The organism is Caballeronia sp. HLA56 (genome assembly GCF_054655155.1).
The window spans coordinates 2990878-3005795 of the sequence record NZ_BAAHOB010000005.1 but is presented as its reverse complement, the minus strand read 5'-3'; the positions used below and the strand labels follow the sequence as shown (position 1 = coordinate 3005795).

The window sequence follows — 14918 nt, the reverse complement described above, 5'->3', positions numbered from 1 at the left end:
AACATGCCGGTCGATCTGTCCGACATCGGTGAGCCTTATCCGTATCCGGCACATGGCCCGCGCCTGCTGCCGTGGCTCGGTATCTGGCTTGCGTGCTGCGCGGTGGGCGCGCCGCTTATCCTGCTGATGTGGCCATCGAGTGAATCCGCGAGCGGCGCTGCGTTCTGGGTCGCTGTGATTGGCGGCCCGCATGCGGTGTTTCTCGGCCTGTTGTGCTTCGCGCGCATCGCATATGAAGCGATGTGGCACTACGCGCACAACTGCAACACAGCGCGCGCCGCGCGGCTCGCTGCGCGTCTGCGCATCGCGCAAAAGCCCTTGCAGGTACTGGGCGTGGGTTACTGCGTGCCATCCGTGACGTCCAAGTTGAGCGCAATCGTCACCATGACGACGCCGCTGTTCAAATCGCAAATGCCACGCAGCGGAGCGGGGCTCGTCGTTCACAACCGCTTCGACGATGAAGCGTGGTCTGAAGAGCCGCAGCCCGAGCCCGAGGACAATGAGGACCAGGCGAACGAAGAGCATGATCAAGCATGCGAAGCCGTACCTAAAATCGCCACCGTCGTACTGAAGCTCGTCGATGCACTCGCGCCGCTGATTCCGGCGCTGCAAGCGCTCGCGCAATATGGTCCGCAATACGCACCGCTCGCGCGCGTGCTGGCGCATCCCGACGAAATGGACCTGCGCACACAGCAAGCGCGCGATGCGTTGCGCATCGCAGGCGCGCCCGCACTCGAATGCGCGGCTGAGCCAGCGCCGCACAATCTGATGCTGGCCGACGCTTGGCTCGATTCGCGCGAGCGGCGCGCGTTGTTGATTCTGGCCTTCGCCTGGCATGACGCCGATCCGCCCGCCAACAGCAGCGAAGCGGCTGTTGCGGTGCTGCTGAGTCCGGGCTTCTATCAACTTCCCGAGCCGATACGTGTGCTTGCGACCTTACACCGCCCGGTCGAGGAACTGGCCGGCGTCGAGTCGCTGCGCGATCTCATTTGCAACACAACGATATGGGGCAAGGCCGAACCTCAGACCATCACACGTGCGTGGCTCACGCGTCTCGAGCGCAATCACGACAGCACGCTACTCGATACGCTCAAACAAGCCTCTTTCACCGGCATCACCACCCGCGAATCGCATGGCCGTCTGGATCGCGTATTGGGCGATGCAGGCGCAGCAAACGCATGGCTTTCCATCGCAGCCGCGATCGAATCGCGTTTGGCAGGCCCACACCTGATCGTCGATCGCTTGCAGTCTGCCATTCTCTACGTCAACACGAATTCTTTGCATGACCACACCGAGTACGCCGGGCAACAACCTGAAAGCGCTTGAATCGAAAGCTTCCACATCACTATCGTCTGGTTTCCTTATCATTTGGGGCGTCGCGCTGGGCGCTTTCCTGATCGCTGCGCTTTTGGGTGCGCTCGCATGGTGGGGACGTGCCGACATCACCGGTCTCACGTCGCTGGAAATGCGCATTTCTGCGTTGCTCAGGATCGTTCTTGTGCTTGCGGTCGTGTTGGTTGTGCACGCGGGGGCGCTGTGGCTCGGTCTGTACAGGAAGTTCGCGCGATGGATCGGCGATATCGGTGAAAGTGGCAAAGCGACGCGTTCCGCGAAAGCGCAGAAGCGCGATCCTCGTCTGCAATTGCTGTGCGACGAACTGCGCGTCTCGATCGGATGGCGCTGGCGAAGCGCGATGCCGTGGCTCATGCTCACGGGCGAAGAAGCGCTCGTCGATGAAGTCGCGCCCGGTCTCAAGCAATCGGCCGTACTGCGGGTGGGCGATACGATCCTCGTGCATGCCGCGCCCGATGGCATCGACCCTGAAACGTGGCGCACTCAGCTTCGCCGTTTGCGCCGCGCGCGCCCGGTAGATGCCGTCATTCCCGTGATGCAGGCCAGCGAAGCGCTGCCGGTGAATGAGGAGCGGCCCCGTGCGCTCTCGAATCTGGCGCGTGAGTTGGGCTGGGCAGCCCCGGTGACGTTGCTGCACACGGTGAGCGTACGCGGCGAGCGCCCTGACGAATTTCATGCGCTGGGCGCATTCATTCCGACGCCGTTGAACGCGGACACGCAAGCATCGACCAACTTGTTGACGCACGAACTGAGCGTGATCGAAAAGGCGGCAGCGGACGTTGGCGTGGCGCTATTGGGCAACGCGAAGCCGGTTTGGTATCTGGCCGAAATATCGCAGTATCTCGATGTGCGGCGCGAGCAAATCGTGAGCGCATGGCAAACGTTATGTGCATCGAAGTGGCGTCGTGCATCGCTCGCGGGCGTTATGTTTGCGCCGGTCTATGCGACGCCCGCCGTTCCGACGCCAATTCCTGCACACGAGGAAGATGTTGCGCAGGAAGTGGCCGAACGGATTGCGAACAAGACGACGGTGCCGCGTGAGCAACCGCGCGCGCTGCTGCCAATCTGGCGTGAAATCGGCGCACGCGTCGATCCGCGCAAAGGACGGCGTATCGGCTTTTATTGGCCGAACGCGCTGGCGGCTCTGGTGATGATCGGCGCCATCGCCTGGTGCGCGGCGATGACGATCTCGTTCATCGGCAACCGCTCCCTCGTTCAGGATGCGCGCAGTACGGTCGATGCGGCGCTCGCCGCTCAACCGAACACCTCTGCCGCTTTACGCAGGCAACTCGACCTTCAACAGCAAATCGAGAAGCTCGAATACCGCCAGCAGCACGGTGCACCGTGGTATCTGCGCGCGGGCCTGAATCGCAATGACGAATTGTTGGCCGCACTCTGGCAACCGTATTCGACGATCGCCGCACGAAACCTGCGCGATCCGATTGGACGTCACCTCGAAGCATCGCTCACGCAGTTATCGCAAGCCCGCGCCGACGCTTTGCCTAACGCCGACGAGCAACAACGCGATTACGACGCGCTTAAAGCCTATCTGATGCTCGCTGACCCGAAGCACGCCGATGCCGCGTTCCTGTCCAGGCAACTCCCAAACGCATGGCCCGCGAACCCAGACATGCGCACCGGCGAGTGGCTCGATCTCTCGCAGCGCCTCGCCTCCTTCTATGCCAATCATCTCCGCGCGCATCCCGAATGGCGTCTCAGCGGATCAAGCGATCTCGTCGGCATGGCGCGTAACACGCTGGTCAACCAGATCGGTCTGCAAAACTCCGATGACACGCTCTATCAATCCGTGATCGCGCAGGTGAAAGGCAAGTATGCGGATATGACCTTGCCGACACTGCTCAACGGCGCGGACGCGCGCGGCCTGTTCGCATCGGCGCAGACGGTTCCCGGCGTCTATACGCGCGCCGCGTGGGACGGGATTGTGAGCGATGCCATCGACAAGGCCGCGAAGGAAGGCCGCGTCAGCGCCGATTGGGTGCTCGCCGATGCACGCGCCGCACGTGTGCCCGGTGCGGCGCTCGAAGCGCAGCAGGACATGGAGGAAGTGCGCCTGCGCCTGCGGGCGCGCTACTTCTCCGAATACGCCGCCGCGTGGCAGTCGATGCTCAACAGCATCCAGTGGCGGCCTGCCACGAACTTGAGTGCAGCGATCAGCCAGCTTACGCGCCTGACCGACGCGCAGACATCAGCGTTGATCGCGCTGATGAAGTCGGTCGAATATCAGGCCGGAGCGGGCCGTCCGTCGCAGGCGCTGACCGACACGCTGGTGCGCAAGGCTCAGGACATGATCGGTACAAAGACGAACAACCCGAGCGAACCGATCGTCAATCCACTCGACAAACCCTTCGGCCCGCTGCTCGCGCTGATGGGCGATGACGTGATGACAGGCGCCAAAGCCAACGGCAAATCCGGCAGCAAAAACGCAGCCGACTTCAGCGGCGTCAGCCTCGCGCACTTTCTGACAGTCGCCACTACCATGCGCCTAAAGCTGCAACAGATCGCCACCGGCGCGGATGCGCAGGCGATGGCGCGTCAAATGGCGCAGGCCGTGTTTCAGGGCAAGCTCTCCGAACTCACGCAGGCGCGGGACGATGCCGCACTCACCGCCGCGAGCCTCGGCTCGCAATGGTCGGGCTTCGGTGACGCGCTGTTCGCTCGTCCGCTCGATGTGGCATGGCAAACGATTCTGCAACCCGCCGCGGCCAGTCTGAACGACCTGTGGCGCTCGGCAGTGGCCGCACCGTTCGCCAGTTCATTCGACGGCCATTACCCGTTCGCCGACACGGACGCCGACGCGTCCTTCGTCGAACTTGGCCGCTACATCAAGCCCGATACGGGGCTGATCTCGCGCTTCGTGACGACGCAACTCGCCGGTATCTTGCAGCAGCAAGGCAACGCATGGGTCCCAAACGACCTCGCCCCGCAAGCGCTGCGGTTCGATCCCGAGTTCCTGTCGGCGCTGCGCCAGTTATCGACGCTGGGCGCGCAACTCTACACGCAGGGCGATGCGAACTATCGGTTCCAGCTTATGCCGCATCCGACGCCTGAGGTAACGCGCAATGTGCTGACGATCGATGGCACGAAGATCGAGTACTTCAACCAGTTGGAGCAGTACACGTCGATCGTGTGGCCGAGCAACGGTCAGAATGGGCGCACGACGCTGACGTGGGAATCGGATACGGCGGGCACGCGCATCGCGTTCCAGGCGAATGGTGACTGGGCGCTGTTGCGTCTGCTTGGCACCGCCAAAGTAAAGCCGCTCGACAGCACAAGCTACGCGTTGACCTTCAATCAGGACAGCGGCTTTCCGCTTCACTACGACCTGAAGGCACAGGTCGGCGCGGGACCGCTTGATCTGCTCAAGCTGCGCGGTTTCAAGATGCCGCAGCGCGTGTTTATCGTCGGCAAGGGCGGCGTGGTCGCAGGAACGCCCGTGCTGCCGCCGCTGCCACCCGAGTTGCAGTAACCCGTTTGAACAGAATGAAGCACGACACCACCAGCGGCATCGAACCCGACTTCCCGCCATCTCGCCAGGATCAGGACCCAGTTCTGCGCTACTACGAAGCCGAGATGCGCTATCTGCGCGAGTCGGGCCGCGAGTTCGCGCGCGCTCATCCCGACCGCGCCCGCATGCTCAATCTCGATCGCGTCGGTGACCGCGATCCGTACGTCGAACGCTTATACGAAGGCTTCGCGTTCCTCACCGGCCGCTTGCAGCAGAAACTCGACGACGAACTCCCCGAACTGACCGAAGGACTCGTGAGCCTGCTATGGCCGCATTACCTGCGCATGATCCCGGCGCTGTCGATCGTCGAATTGATCCCGCGTATGGAGAAACACGAGCGCACCGAACAAGTGCCCGCAGGCGTAACGGTCCGATCGAAACCGATTCCGGTGACCCGAGACGCATCGGACGGTATTACGCAGAAGAACGTCCAATGCCTGTATCGCACGACGCAGCCGGTGGACTTGCACCCCGTGCGTCTGGAGCAGGCGGGACCGGGCGTGCGTCACGATGGCCGCTCGATCATCCGGCTTGCCTTCAGACTCGATGCCGCCGCCAAGCGCAACGAAACCGACCTCTCGCGCCTGCGCCTGCACCTGAGCGCCGATCAGCCAGTCGCGTTCGCCATGCACCTCGCGCTCACGCGACACGTGCATGCGATCGACTGGCGTATCCCTGAAGTGCGCGATGGCGAAGCTCTACCGCTCGATGGCGTGACGATCGAACCGGCTGGCTTCTCGCCCGAAGAACGCCTTTGGCCCAAGTCCGACGCGGCGTTCGCGGGCTATCAACTGCTGCTCGAATACTTCACGTTCCGCGAAAAATTCCTGTTCGTCGATATCTGCGGTCTCGACGTGAACGAGCTGCCGGAACGCTCCACGCATTTCGAACTGGACATCGTGCTGAAAGAAACCTATCCGCACGACATGCGCTTCAACAAAGACAACGTGCGGCTGTTCTGCACGCCGGTCATCAATCTGTTCGAACTGGACGCCGAACCGCTCGTGATCGACCATCATGAAACGGAATACCGCGTGATTCCGGCGAGCCATCAGGGCGAGCACATCGAAACCTATTCCGTCGATGGCGTGGTCGGCTTCGATCACGTCACAGCGCAAAGTTTCGAATACGTGCCGTTCTCGACCTTCCGTCATCGCGGCGGCATGATGCGGCACGAGTCGCCCGAGCGCTATTTCCATACGCGCGTGCGCCCCGGCATGGACGGCCTGCATGAGACGTGGCTGATCTTCGGCGGCAACGCATGGGAGTCGATGGAGGACTTGCCGGAAGAAAGCGTGTCACTGCGCGTGACCGGCACGAATGGCCTGTTGCCGCGCAAGGGCCTGCGTGAAGCACGCATCGACGAAATGGTGGGCGGCGCAGCGGAGCTTGTCGGCGTGAGAAACCTCGTCGCGCCGACGATGCCGCTGTACCCGCCGACCGGCGATCGCTTCCAGTGGCGCGTGCTGTCACACCTCGCGCCCAACTTCCTGTCGATGATGAATGCCGAAGTGTTGCGCGGTGCGCTGGCGCTTTACGAGTGGACCAATGACGAACTCAATCGCAGGCGGCTGGCGGGCATTCTGTGGGTATCGGAGACGCTGCTCGAAGAGGTGTCGGGCGGGGCCGTAGAGCGTGGCGTGTTGATCGAAGTGACGATCGATTCGCAGGCGTTCTCGGGTGACGGCGATGTGATGTTGTTCGGCGAACTGCTGCATCGGTTCTTCGAGCTTTACGCGGAGATCAACCTGTTCACGAAGCTCGAGGTCATCAGTCTGCCGACGCAGAAGCGCGTCGAATGGCCGCGCGGCAAGACGTGGCGCTCGCCACTATGAAACCGCGCGATCTGCCCGATATGCAACAGTCGATCGAACCGCTTATCGCGGCTTTGCTCGCACATGCGCCGGCGATGAGCTTCACGCAATTGTACCGATTGCTTGAAGCAAGCCACCCCGAGATGGCAAACGGCTTTGGCTTTTGCGAGCGAGACACGCACGAGCATGAGCCGGTGCGCTTTGGCTCGCATCCTTGCATGGGTTTCCCTGCGGGCGAGATCGCGCGTGTCGAACTCGATGACTCTAGCGATGGCCCGTACGCTGTTCCATTGCCGCCCGTCGTTCGCACGACTTTCATGGGTCTGTACGGTGTCGATGCCGCGATGCCGAGCCATTACCTCGACGATATCGCGCAACGCGAAGAAGGACACGAAGCGGTCGAAGCGTTCCTCGATCAGTTCCATCACCGATTCGTGACGCTGCTGTATCGCACATGGAAGAAGTATCGCTATACCGAAACCTTCCGTTACGGCGGAGCCGATACCCATTCGCAAAACCTGCTCTGTCTTGCCGGTTTCGGTTGGGGCAACAAGCCCGCGCGCGCCGGTGAGCGACGGTGTTGGACGGGATGTTGGACGGAAAAAGCCGGATTTTCCTTGTAAATCCCTATCCATGAGGGGTTCAGCCTCAAACCCGTCTTTGCTTTGCAAAGAAAGTAACCGCCCCCGCCGGGCAGGCGGCTACTGAACAAAAACGCAAGATAGCGGCCCAACTTCTCAACCGCGCCGAATAAAGAATGCAACCCGCTAACCGGTTCGGAAGCTGCTTTCTTTGGTAACTTTTTTGCAGCCGCAAGGAAAGCTACTCCGGCAGGAGACGGCTACTAAACCAAAACGCAAGACAACGACAAAACCCAAACCCACCGCGCCCGCAAACGCAGCAAAAAACCTTCTCAACCCTTCCTCAACAAACTAATCCCATAAACCAAAGCCGCGAGCATCGTAATCCAGAAACTGGTAGGCCAATCCGTGTAGTAGGCAAGCGTCAACCCCACCCAAGCCTGCGCGAGCGCAAAAAGCCCAGCCAACACCAACCCCGACGACAACCGCGTCGTCAAATTCTGCGCAGCGGCAGCCGGCCCGACCATCAACGCAAAAACGAGCAACACTCCGACGATCTGCGTACAAGCCGCCACCGCCAACGCGGTAATCGCGAGAAACAACGTCGACACGAGCCGCAGCGAAACCCCTTTCGCCTCCGCCAACTCCGGCTGCAGCGAAGCAAACAACAGCGGCCGCATGATCACCGCCAACGCGCCCAGACTCACGACCGCAAGCCCCGCCAGCACGATCAACACGCTATGACTCACGCCCAGCACATTGCCGAACAAGAGAGCCGTAGCCTGCGTCGCATAAGCCGTGAAGAAGTGCAGAAACAACAAACCGAAGCCAAGCGATAGCGACAAAATCACGCCAATCGCCACGTCACGTCCCGCGAGCTTCTCGCCGAGCGCGCCCATGCCGACGCCCGCCGCAAGCGTGACGCCAATCATCCCCCAAAGCGGCGGCAGGCCGATCAACACGGCGCCCGTTGCGCCCGTGAAGCCGACGTGCGACAACGCGTGACCCGCGAACGTCTGCCCGCGCAGCACCAGAAAATAGCCGACGATCCCCGACAGCACCGCGACGATCCCCGACGCCGCGAATGCGTTGACCATGAAGTCGTATTCAAACATTGTGCGTATGCTTTCCCTTCGTGTCGTGACCGTGCGCATGCGCGTGGCCATGACCGTGATCGTGCTCATGCTCGTGCCCATGAGCATGTTCGTCGCCTTCTTCGTGCGCATGATCGAGCTTGTCGATCTCCACATCGCCCGACATCACGAAGATGCGGCCGTTCACGCGCATCACGTCGATCGGCGAGCCATACAACTTCGACAACACCGGCTTCGAGATGACCTCATCGACCGTGCCGAGCGCCGCGCGTCCACTGCCGAGATACAGCACGCGGTCGAGCGAGTTGAGCAGCGGATTGAGTTCATGCGCCGAGAACAGCACGGTGATGTTCAATTCGCGCTGCACACGCCGCACGAGTTCGACCACGCTCGTCTGATGCCGCGGGTCCAGACTGATGAGCGGTTCATCGAGCAAGAGAAGGCGCGGATCGCCGAGCAGACATTGCGCAAGCAGCAAGCGCTGCCGCTCGCCTCCCGACAACTCGGACAGCGGCCGCCCGGCGAGCTGCACCGCGCCGACGAGATCGAGCACGCGCTCGACATCCGCGCGAATGCGGGCATTGCGATGCGGCACGCCCCAGTGATGTCCGTCCGCCGCCATCGCGACGAAATCGCGGCCCAACACTCGCCGGCCCGCAAGCCCGCTGCGAATCTGCGGCATATAGCCAATGGTCGGATTGCCGCGCACCACCGCCGCGCCGTTCACGCGAATCGATCCGCCGACGAGCGGCACGAGGCCGAGCAGCGCGCGCATGAGCGTGGTCTTGCCCGCGCCGTTCGGCCCGAGCACGCCGATGAATTCGCCCGTGTGGACGGTAAAGCTCGCGTCGTCGAGGATCGTGCGGCCGCCGAGTTCCAGCGTCACGCGATCGACTTCGAGCGCGGGTCCCGAGTGAACGCTCATCTTTGCCATCCTTGCAAGGCGCCCGATAACGAATCGAGCTGACTCAGCATCCATTGCTGATAGGTCTTGTTGGCAGGCAACGTCTCCGTCACGCTGACGCTAGGCAAATGCGCGTCCTTCGCCACGTTGAGCAGGCGTTTCGTGAGCGCGCCCGTCGCCTGGCTGTTGTAGATGAGCACGTGCACGCGCCGCTCGCTCAGATCTTTTTCGAAAGCAGCGATATCGGCGGGACTCGGCTCGGTCTCGTTCATCTCGGCCATCTGGAAGCGCTGATTGCGCATCTCGAAGCCGATGGCATCGGCCATATAGCCGAACACCGGCTCGGTGGCCGTCACCGGCACGCCCTTGAAGTGTGCGCGCAATTGCGCGACGCTGGCATCGATCGGCTTGAGCGAACTCAGGAAGGTCGCGAGGCGCGCGTCGTAATCGCTCTTGTGGGACGGGTCCGCGCTTACGAGATACTGGCTCACCGCTTTTGCGACGGCGGGCATGGTCGCCGGGTCGTACCAGAGATGCGGATTGTCGCCGGACTTCTTGCCGACGAGCTGCGCCGCGACGATTATCGTGCGCGTGTCGTTCTTTCTCGATGCCGCGAGCAGTTTGTCCATCCATGGATCGTAGTCCGCGCCGTTGTAGACGACCAGCGCCGCGTGCTGAAGCGCACGCGCGGTCTTCGGGCTGGCTTCGAAGAGATGCGGATCTTCATCCGGATTGCTGAGGATGCTCGTCACCTGCACGTGATCGCCGCCGAGCTGGCGGATCACATCGCCATAGAAGTTTTCAGCCGCCACGACGGGCACGCGCGTGGCTTGCGCGAAAGCTCCCTGGCAAAAGCCGAATGCGGCGACGAGGCAGGTGAGGACATGCGCGAGTTTCATCGGGTTCCTTGAGTCGTTGAAGGGCGTGCCGGCGCGGTGCGGCAGGGGCATGGTTCGTGGCTCGAACGACGTGCGCTCAGGCGTGGCGGTGCTTCTTCTGGCAATCGCTGCACAGTCCGCTCAATTCGACGACCTGATGCCGTACTTCGAAGCCATGCGCGGGCGGCGTGGCCGAAAGCGACGAAGCCAGATCGCGGCCCTGTATTTCGAGCGTGTTGCCGCAGTCGTCGCAGATAAGGAACTGGCTTTCGTGCGGCTTGCCGGCATCGCAGCAGGCGACGAACGCGTTCTTCGATTCGATGCGATGCACGAAGCCGTTCTCGACCAGGAAGTCGAGCGCGCGATAAACAGTGGTGGGCGGCACGCGCGCGCCGCGCTTCGGCTCCATCGCGTCGATGAGGTCGTAGGCGCCGATCGGCTTGTGCGCCTTCAGCACGAGTTCGTACACGTGCCGGCGCAAGGGAGTGAGCGCGACGCCGCGCTCGCTCGCCAGCGCTTCGGCGCGAGCGAGCATGGTTTCGACGGATGCGGTCATGTTGAGGCTCGGTGTTCGGGTTTGATGCATGACACGGCGTTCATGTCGAATGCCGCATCGGAGAATTCCGAGATGATATAACGTATCAGCGTCGAATGCACCTTTAGGAACGACCGTTGCTCGAAGCAGCGACTGGCGCGGCTTTCCGCCGCGGACGCAATTGCGCGTCGCACCATCGAAACTGGTTTTCCCGCCTTGACACTTCTGCACACAACGCTGATCATTCGACCACACAAAGAGCAATTGATCGAAGCCAGAGCGTTCGCTCACTTCGAACCAAACAAAAATCTCGGAGATGTCGGTGAGATTGAGCGACAAGGTGGCGATCATCACGGTTGCCACGAGTGGTATTGGCGAAGCGGTGGCGCGGTCTTTTCTTGAAGAAGGCGCGAAGCTCGTGGTCGATGACGAGAGTGAACTTCGTCGGCGCTCCGAAGACGCTGGCGAACGCGTGCATGTGTTCGAGCGCATCGGCGCCAAGACCGTCGAGCGTTCCGGCGGTATCGACATTCCCTTCAGTCACGCGGCGCTCATCGACATGCACCCAATCCTCGGCAAATCGCGGGATATCCACGGCCATGTCTTCGCGATCAACGACATCATGGCCCGCGAGCTCAGCGTCGAAAAGCGGCAAGCGGACGAGTTGACGGCCCTTGCAGCGCGAGGCGCACCGTCTATAGTGAAACGGCACGATAAGCACGCAAGGGTAGGGCGCAAGACCAAAGAAGGCAGCGAAAGGTAAGAGGCGATACCGCAGCGAAGATTCAAAAGAAAACCCGAAGCAAAACCGGAATCCACGCGATATCCATCGCGCATCCCTGAGGCAGCAGGCAGCGGCACACCGGCGCTTGCGAGACAGGCACCGACGGCATCGAAGACATCGCCGCACGGCCTGTTTCCCGCATGGCGCCCATGCCAACAAAAAAGGAGACGCACCACAATGAAACGCATCCACACTATCGTTCGGACAGAGCCGCGTGCACAGCTTGCCGTGACCGGCGTCGTCGCATCGCTCATCGCGGCAAGCGCGGCCTTCGTGCCGCCTGCGCAAGCAGCGACCACCATCACGGTGGCCACGCTCAACAACCCGGACATGATCGAGCTGAAGAAGCTCTCGCCCGCGTTCGAGAAGGCCAATCCGGACATCCAGCTGAAGTGGGTGATTCTCGAAGAAAACGTGCTGCGTCAGCGCGCCACCACCGACATCACGACCAACAGCGGCCAGTTCGACGTGCTCACCATCGGCACGTACGAAGCGCCGCAGTGGGGCAAGCGTGGCTGGCTCACGCCGATGGCCAATCTGCCCGCGAACTACGATCTCGACGACGTGGTGAAAACCGCCCGCGACGGTCTCTCGTACAACGGCCAGCTCTATGCGCTGCCGTTCTACGTCGAAAGCTCGATGACCTATTACCGTAAGGATCTGTTCGACGCGGCCGGCCTCAAGATGCCCGATCAGCCGACCTACGATCAGATCAAGCAATTCGCCGACAAGCTGACCGACAAGGCCAAGGGCCAATACGGCATCTGCCTGCGCGGCAAGGCAGGCTGGGGCGAGAACATGGCCTTCGTTTCGACGGTGGTGAACACCTTCGGCGGCCGCTGGTTCGACGAACAATGGAAGGCGCAGCTCGATTCGCCCGAATGGCACAAGGCCGTGTCGTTCTATGCGGACTTGCTCAAGGCCGACGGCCCTCCGGGAGCAAGCTCCAACGGCTTCAACGAAAACCTCACGCTGATGTCCTCGGGCAAGTGCGCAATGTGGATCGACGCGACGGTTGCCGCCGGCATGCTCTACAACAAGGCGCAGTCGCAGGTCTCGGACAAGATCGGCTTTGCCGCCGCGCCGATCGCCGTGACACCGAAGGGCTCGCACTGGCTGTGGTCGTGGTCGCTCGCGATCCCGAAGACGTCGAAGCAGCAGGACGCCGCGAAGAAGTTCGCCGCGTGGGCCACGTCGAAGGAATATATAGAAATGGTCGGCAAGGACGAGGGCTGGGCCTCGGTGCCGCCGGGCACGCGCAAGTCCACCTACGCGCGCCCCGAGTACAAACAGGCCGCGCCGTTCGGCGACTTCGTGCTGGCGGCGATCGAAAGCGCCAATCCGAACGATGCGTCGCTCAAGAAGGTGCCGTATAGCGGCATCCAGTTCGTGGGCATCCCCGAGTTCCAGTCGTTCGGAACGGTGGTGGGTCAGTCGATCGCCGGCGTTGTCGCGAATCAGGGCAGCGTCGATAGCGCGCTCAAGGCCGCCAACGCGGCAGCCGATCGCGCAGTGAAACAGGCGGGCTATCAGAAGTAAGTCACGTAGTTCGCAGGCCGCGCGTCTTCGCCCTCCGAAGATGCGCGGCCGGTCAATCATCGAGAGGTGTCACGATGAGTCAACTGAATCCCCCTATCTCCGACCACTACCAGGAGTCCGCGGCCGAGCGCGACAAGAAGCGCGCGAAGTCGGTGCGCTGGCTGATCACGCCCTCGACCGGTCTCCTGTTCTTGTGGATGGCGATCCCGCTCGCGATGACGATCTGGTTTTCGTTCTCGCGCTACAACCTGCTCAATCCCGATGTAAAGGGTTTCGCGGGCTTCGATAACTACGAGTTCCTCGCCACCGACCCGGCGTTCGGCCCGTCCATTGGCCATACGCTGACCCTGATCGGCTCGACGCTCGGCATCACGGTGATAGGCGGCGTGCTGCTCGCCGTGCTGTTCGACCGCAAATTCATCGGGCAGGGCATTGCGCGGCTTCTGGTGATTGCGCCGTTCTTCGTCATGCCGACGGTGTCCGCGCTGATCTGGAAGAACATGATCCTGCACCCGGTGTATGGCCTGGTCGCCTCGCTGATGCGTTCCATGGGCATGCAGCCGATCGACTGGTTCGCAGACTATCCGCTCTTCGCGGTCATCATGATCGTGTCGTGGCAATGGCTGCCGTTCGCGTTCCTGATTCTCTTCACGGCGATCCAGTCGCTCGATCAGGAGCAGAAGGAAGCGGCGCGCATCGACGGCGCGGGTCCGTTCGCCATGTTCTTCTTCATCACGCTGCCGCACTTGCGTCGCGCAATCGCCGTCGTCGTGATGATGGAAACCATCTTCCTGCTGTCGATCTTCGCTGAAATCTATACGACCACCGGCGGCGGTCCGGGCACCGCGACCACCAACCTGTCGTATCTCATCTATGCGCTCGGTCTGCAGCAGTTCGATGTCGGTCTCGCATCGGCGGGCGGCATCCTCGCGGTGATCCTCGCGAACGTGGTTGCGTTCTTCCTCGTGAGAATGCTTGCGAAGAACCTCAAAGGGGAGTACGAGTCATGAGCACTCAACCGGTTTCCACCAGGCCGCCCGTGCCCGTGCCCGTGTTCGAACATGTGAAGCGCATCGTGCCCGGCATCGTGGCGTGGATCGTTTCGATCCTGTTGTTCTTCCCGATCTTCTGGATGACGATCACCGCGTTCAAGACCGAGCAGCAGGCATACTCGTCGTCGCTTTTCTTCACGCCGACGCTCGACAGCTTCCGCGAGGTCTTTGCGCGCAGCAACTACTGGGGCTTCGCGCTCAACTCGGTGCTGATCTCGCTGGGCGTCACGGTGATCTGCCTGTTGCTCGCCGTGCCCTGCGCCTACGCGATGGCCTTCTTCCCCACGAAGAAGACGCAGAAAGTGCTGCTGTGGATGCTCTCCACGAAGATGATGCCGTCGGTCGGCGTGCTGGTGCCGATCTATCTGTTGTGGAAGAACACGGGCCTGCTCGATACGGTGTCGGGTCTCATCATCGTGTACACGCTGATCAATTTGCCGATTGCCGTGTGGATGGCGTTCACTTACTTCAACGAAGTGCCGCGCGACATTCTCGAAGCGGGACGCATAGACGGCGCGACGACGTGGCAGGAGATCGTCTATCTGCTCATGCCGATGTCGCTGCCGGGACTGGCATCGACCGGTCTCCTGCTCGTGATCCTCTCTTGGAACGAGGCGTTCTGGAGCATCAACCTGTCGAGCTCGAACGCGGCGCCGCTTACCGTGTTCATCGCGTCGTATTCGAGTCCGGAAGGCTTGTTCTGGGCCAAGCTTTCGGCGGCGTCGCTGCTTGCCGTCGCGCCGATTCTCATCGTCGGCTGGCTCTCGCAGAAGCAACTGGTGCGCGGCCTGACCTTCGGCGCGGTGAAGTGAGGCGTACCCAGTGAACCTGACACCTTCCAGAGAAGCCGCGCTCGCA

General features: G+C 61.9%; 10 protein-coding genes and 2 pseudogenes. 8 read left to right on the top strand and 4 right to left on the bottom strand.

The window, feature by feature from the left end; genetic code table 11:
• Window positions 1–3 precede the first annotated feature (3 nt).
• From ACYQ47_RS33580 to ACYQ47_RS33565, 4 genes and pseudogenes are all read left to right on the top strand, one after another.
• Window positions 4–1326, top strand: coding sequence for a hypothetical protein (locus ACYQ47_RS33580; RefSeq protein ID WP_459909085.1), 1323 nt, complete (start codon window positions 4–6; stop codon window positions 1324–1326).
• Window positions 1283–4840: an ImcF-related family protein gene (locus ACYQ47_RS33575; RefSeq protein ID WP_459909083.1), complete on the top strand. Its 3558-nt coding sequence runs from the start codon at window positions 1283–1285 to the stop codon at window positions 4838–4840. The genes ACYQ47_RS33580 and ACYQ47_RS33575 overlap by 44 nt, the downstream gene beginning before the upstream one ends.
• Window positions 4841–4854: 14 nt before the next feature.
• Window positions 4855–6714 (top strand): type VI secretion system baseplate subunit TssF, encoded by a 1860-nt coding sequence (gene tssF / locus ACYQ47_RS33570; RefSeq protein WP_459909081.1) that lies wholly within the window; start codon window positions 4855–4857, stop codon window positions 6712–6714.
• A pseudogene (locus tag ACYQ47_RS33565) lies at window positions 6678–7262 on the top strand (type VI secretion system baseplate subunit TssG); the annotation flags it as partial. The gene tssF and the pseudogene ACYQ47_RS33565, both read left to right, overlap by 37 nt.
• A gap of 344 nt (window positions 7263–7606) precedes the next feature.
• Here the strand turns inward: ACYQ47_RS33565 and ACYQ47_RS33560 are convergent.
• From ACYQ47_RS33560 to ACYQ47_RS33545, 4 genes are all read right to left on the bottom strand, one after another.
• Window positions 7607–8389, bottom strand: a complete 783-nt coding sequence (locus tag ACYQ47_RS33560) for a metal ABC transporter permease (protein WP_459909079.1) — start codon at window positions 8387–8389, stop codon at window positions 7607–7609.
• The gene (locus ACYQ47_RS33555; protein WP_459909077.1) at window positions 8382–9293 is read right to left on the bottom strand and encodes a metal ABC transporter ATP-binding protein; all 912 of its coding nucleotides are present in this window, start codon (window positions 9291–9293) and stop codon (window positions 8382–8384) included. The genes ACYQ47_RS33560 and ACYQ47_RS33555 overlap by 8 nt, the downstream gene beginning before the upstream one ends.
• Window positions 9290–10171 (bottom strand): metal ABC transporter solute-binding protein, encoded by an 882-nt coding sequence (locus ACYQ47_RS33550; protein WP_459909430.1) that lies wholly within the window; start codon window positions 10169–10171, stop codon window positions 9290–9292. The genes ACYQ47_RS33555 and ACYQ47_RS33550 overlap by 4 nt, the downstream gene beginning before the upstream one ends.
• A 76-nt stretch (window positions 10172–10247) precedes the next feature.
• The gene (locus ACYQ47_RS33545) at window positions 10248–10706 is read right to left on the bottom strand and encodes a Fur family transcriptional regulator (protein ID WP_250463381.1); all 459 of its coding nucleotides are present in this window, start codon (window positions 10704–10706) and stop codon (window positions 10248–10250) included.
• Window positions 10707–11007: 301 nt separating this feature from the next.
• Here ACYQ47_RS33545 and ACYQ47_RS33540 point away from each other — a divergent pair.
• From ACYQ47_RS33540 to ACYQ47_RS33525, 4 genes and pseudogenes are all read left to right on the top strand, one after another.
• Window positions 11008–11107: pseudogene (locus ACYQ47_RS33540) on the top strand (L-iditol 2-dehydrogenase); the annotation flags it as partial.
• A gap of 539 nt (window positions 11108–11646) precedes the next feature.
• Window positions 11647–13008 carry an ABC transporter substrate-binding protein gene (locus ACYQ47_RS33535; RefSeq protein WP_244827176.1) on the top strand — a complete coding sequence of 454 codons (1362 nt, stop codon included), beginning with the start codon at window positions 11647–11649 and terminating at the stop codon, window positions 13006–13008.
• Window positions 13009–13082: 74 nt separating this feature from the next.
• Window positions 13083–14018: a carbohydrate ABC transporter permease gene (locus tag ACYQ47_RS33530; protein WP_244827177.1), complete on the top strand. Its 936-nt coding sequence runs from the start codon at window positions 13083–13085 to the stop codon at window positions 14016–14018.
• Window positions 14015–14872 carry a carbohydrate ABC transporter permease gene (locus ACYQ47_RS33525; RefSeq protein WP_459909074.1) on the top strand — a complete coding sequence of 286 codons (858 nt, stop codon included), beginning with the start codon at window positions 14015–14017 and terminating at the stop codon, window positions 14870–14872. Before ACYQ47_RS33530 ends, ACYQ47_RS33525 begins: the two co-directional genes overlap by 4 nt.
• Window positions 14873–14918 lie beyond the last annotated feature (46 nt).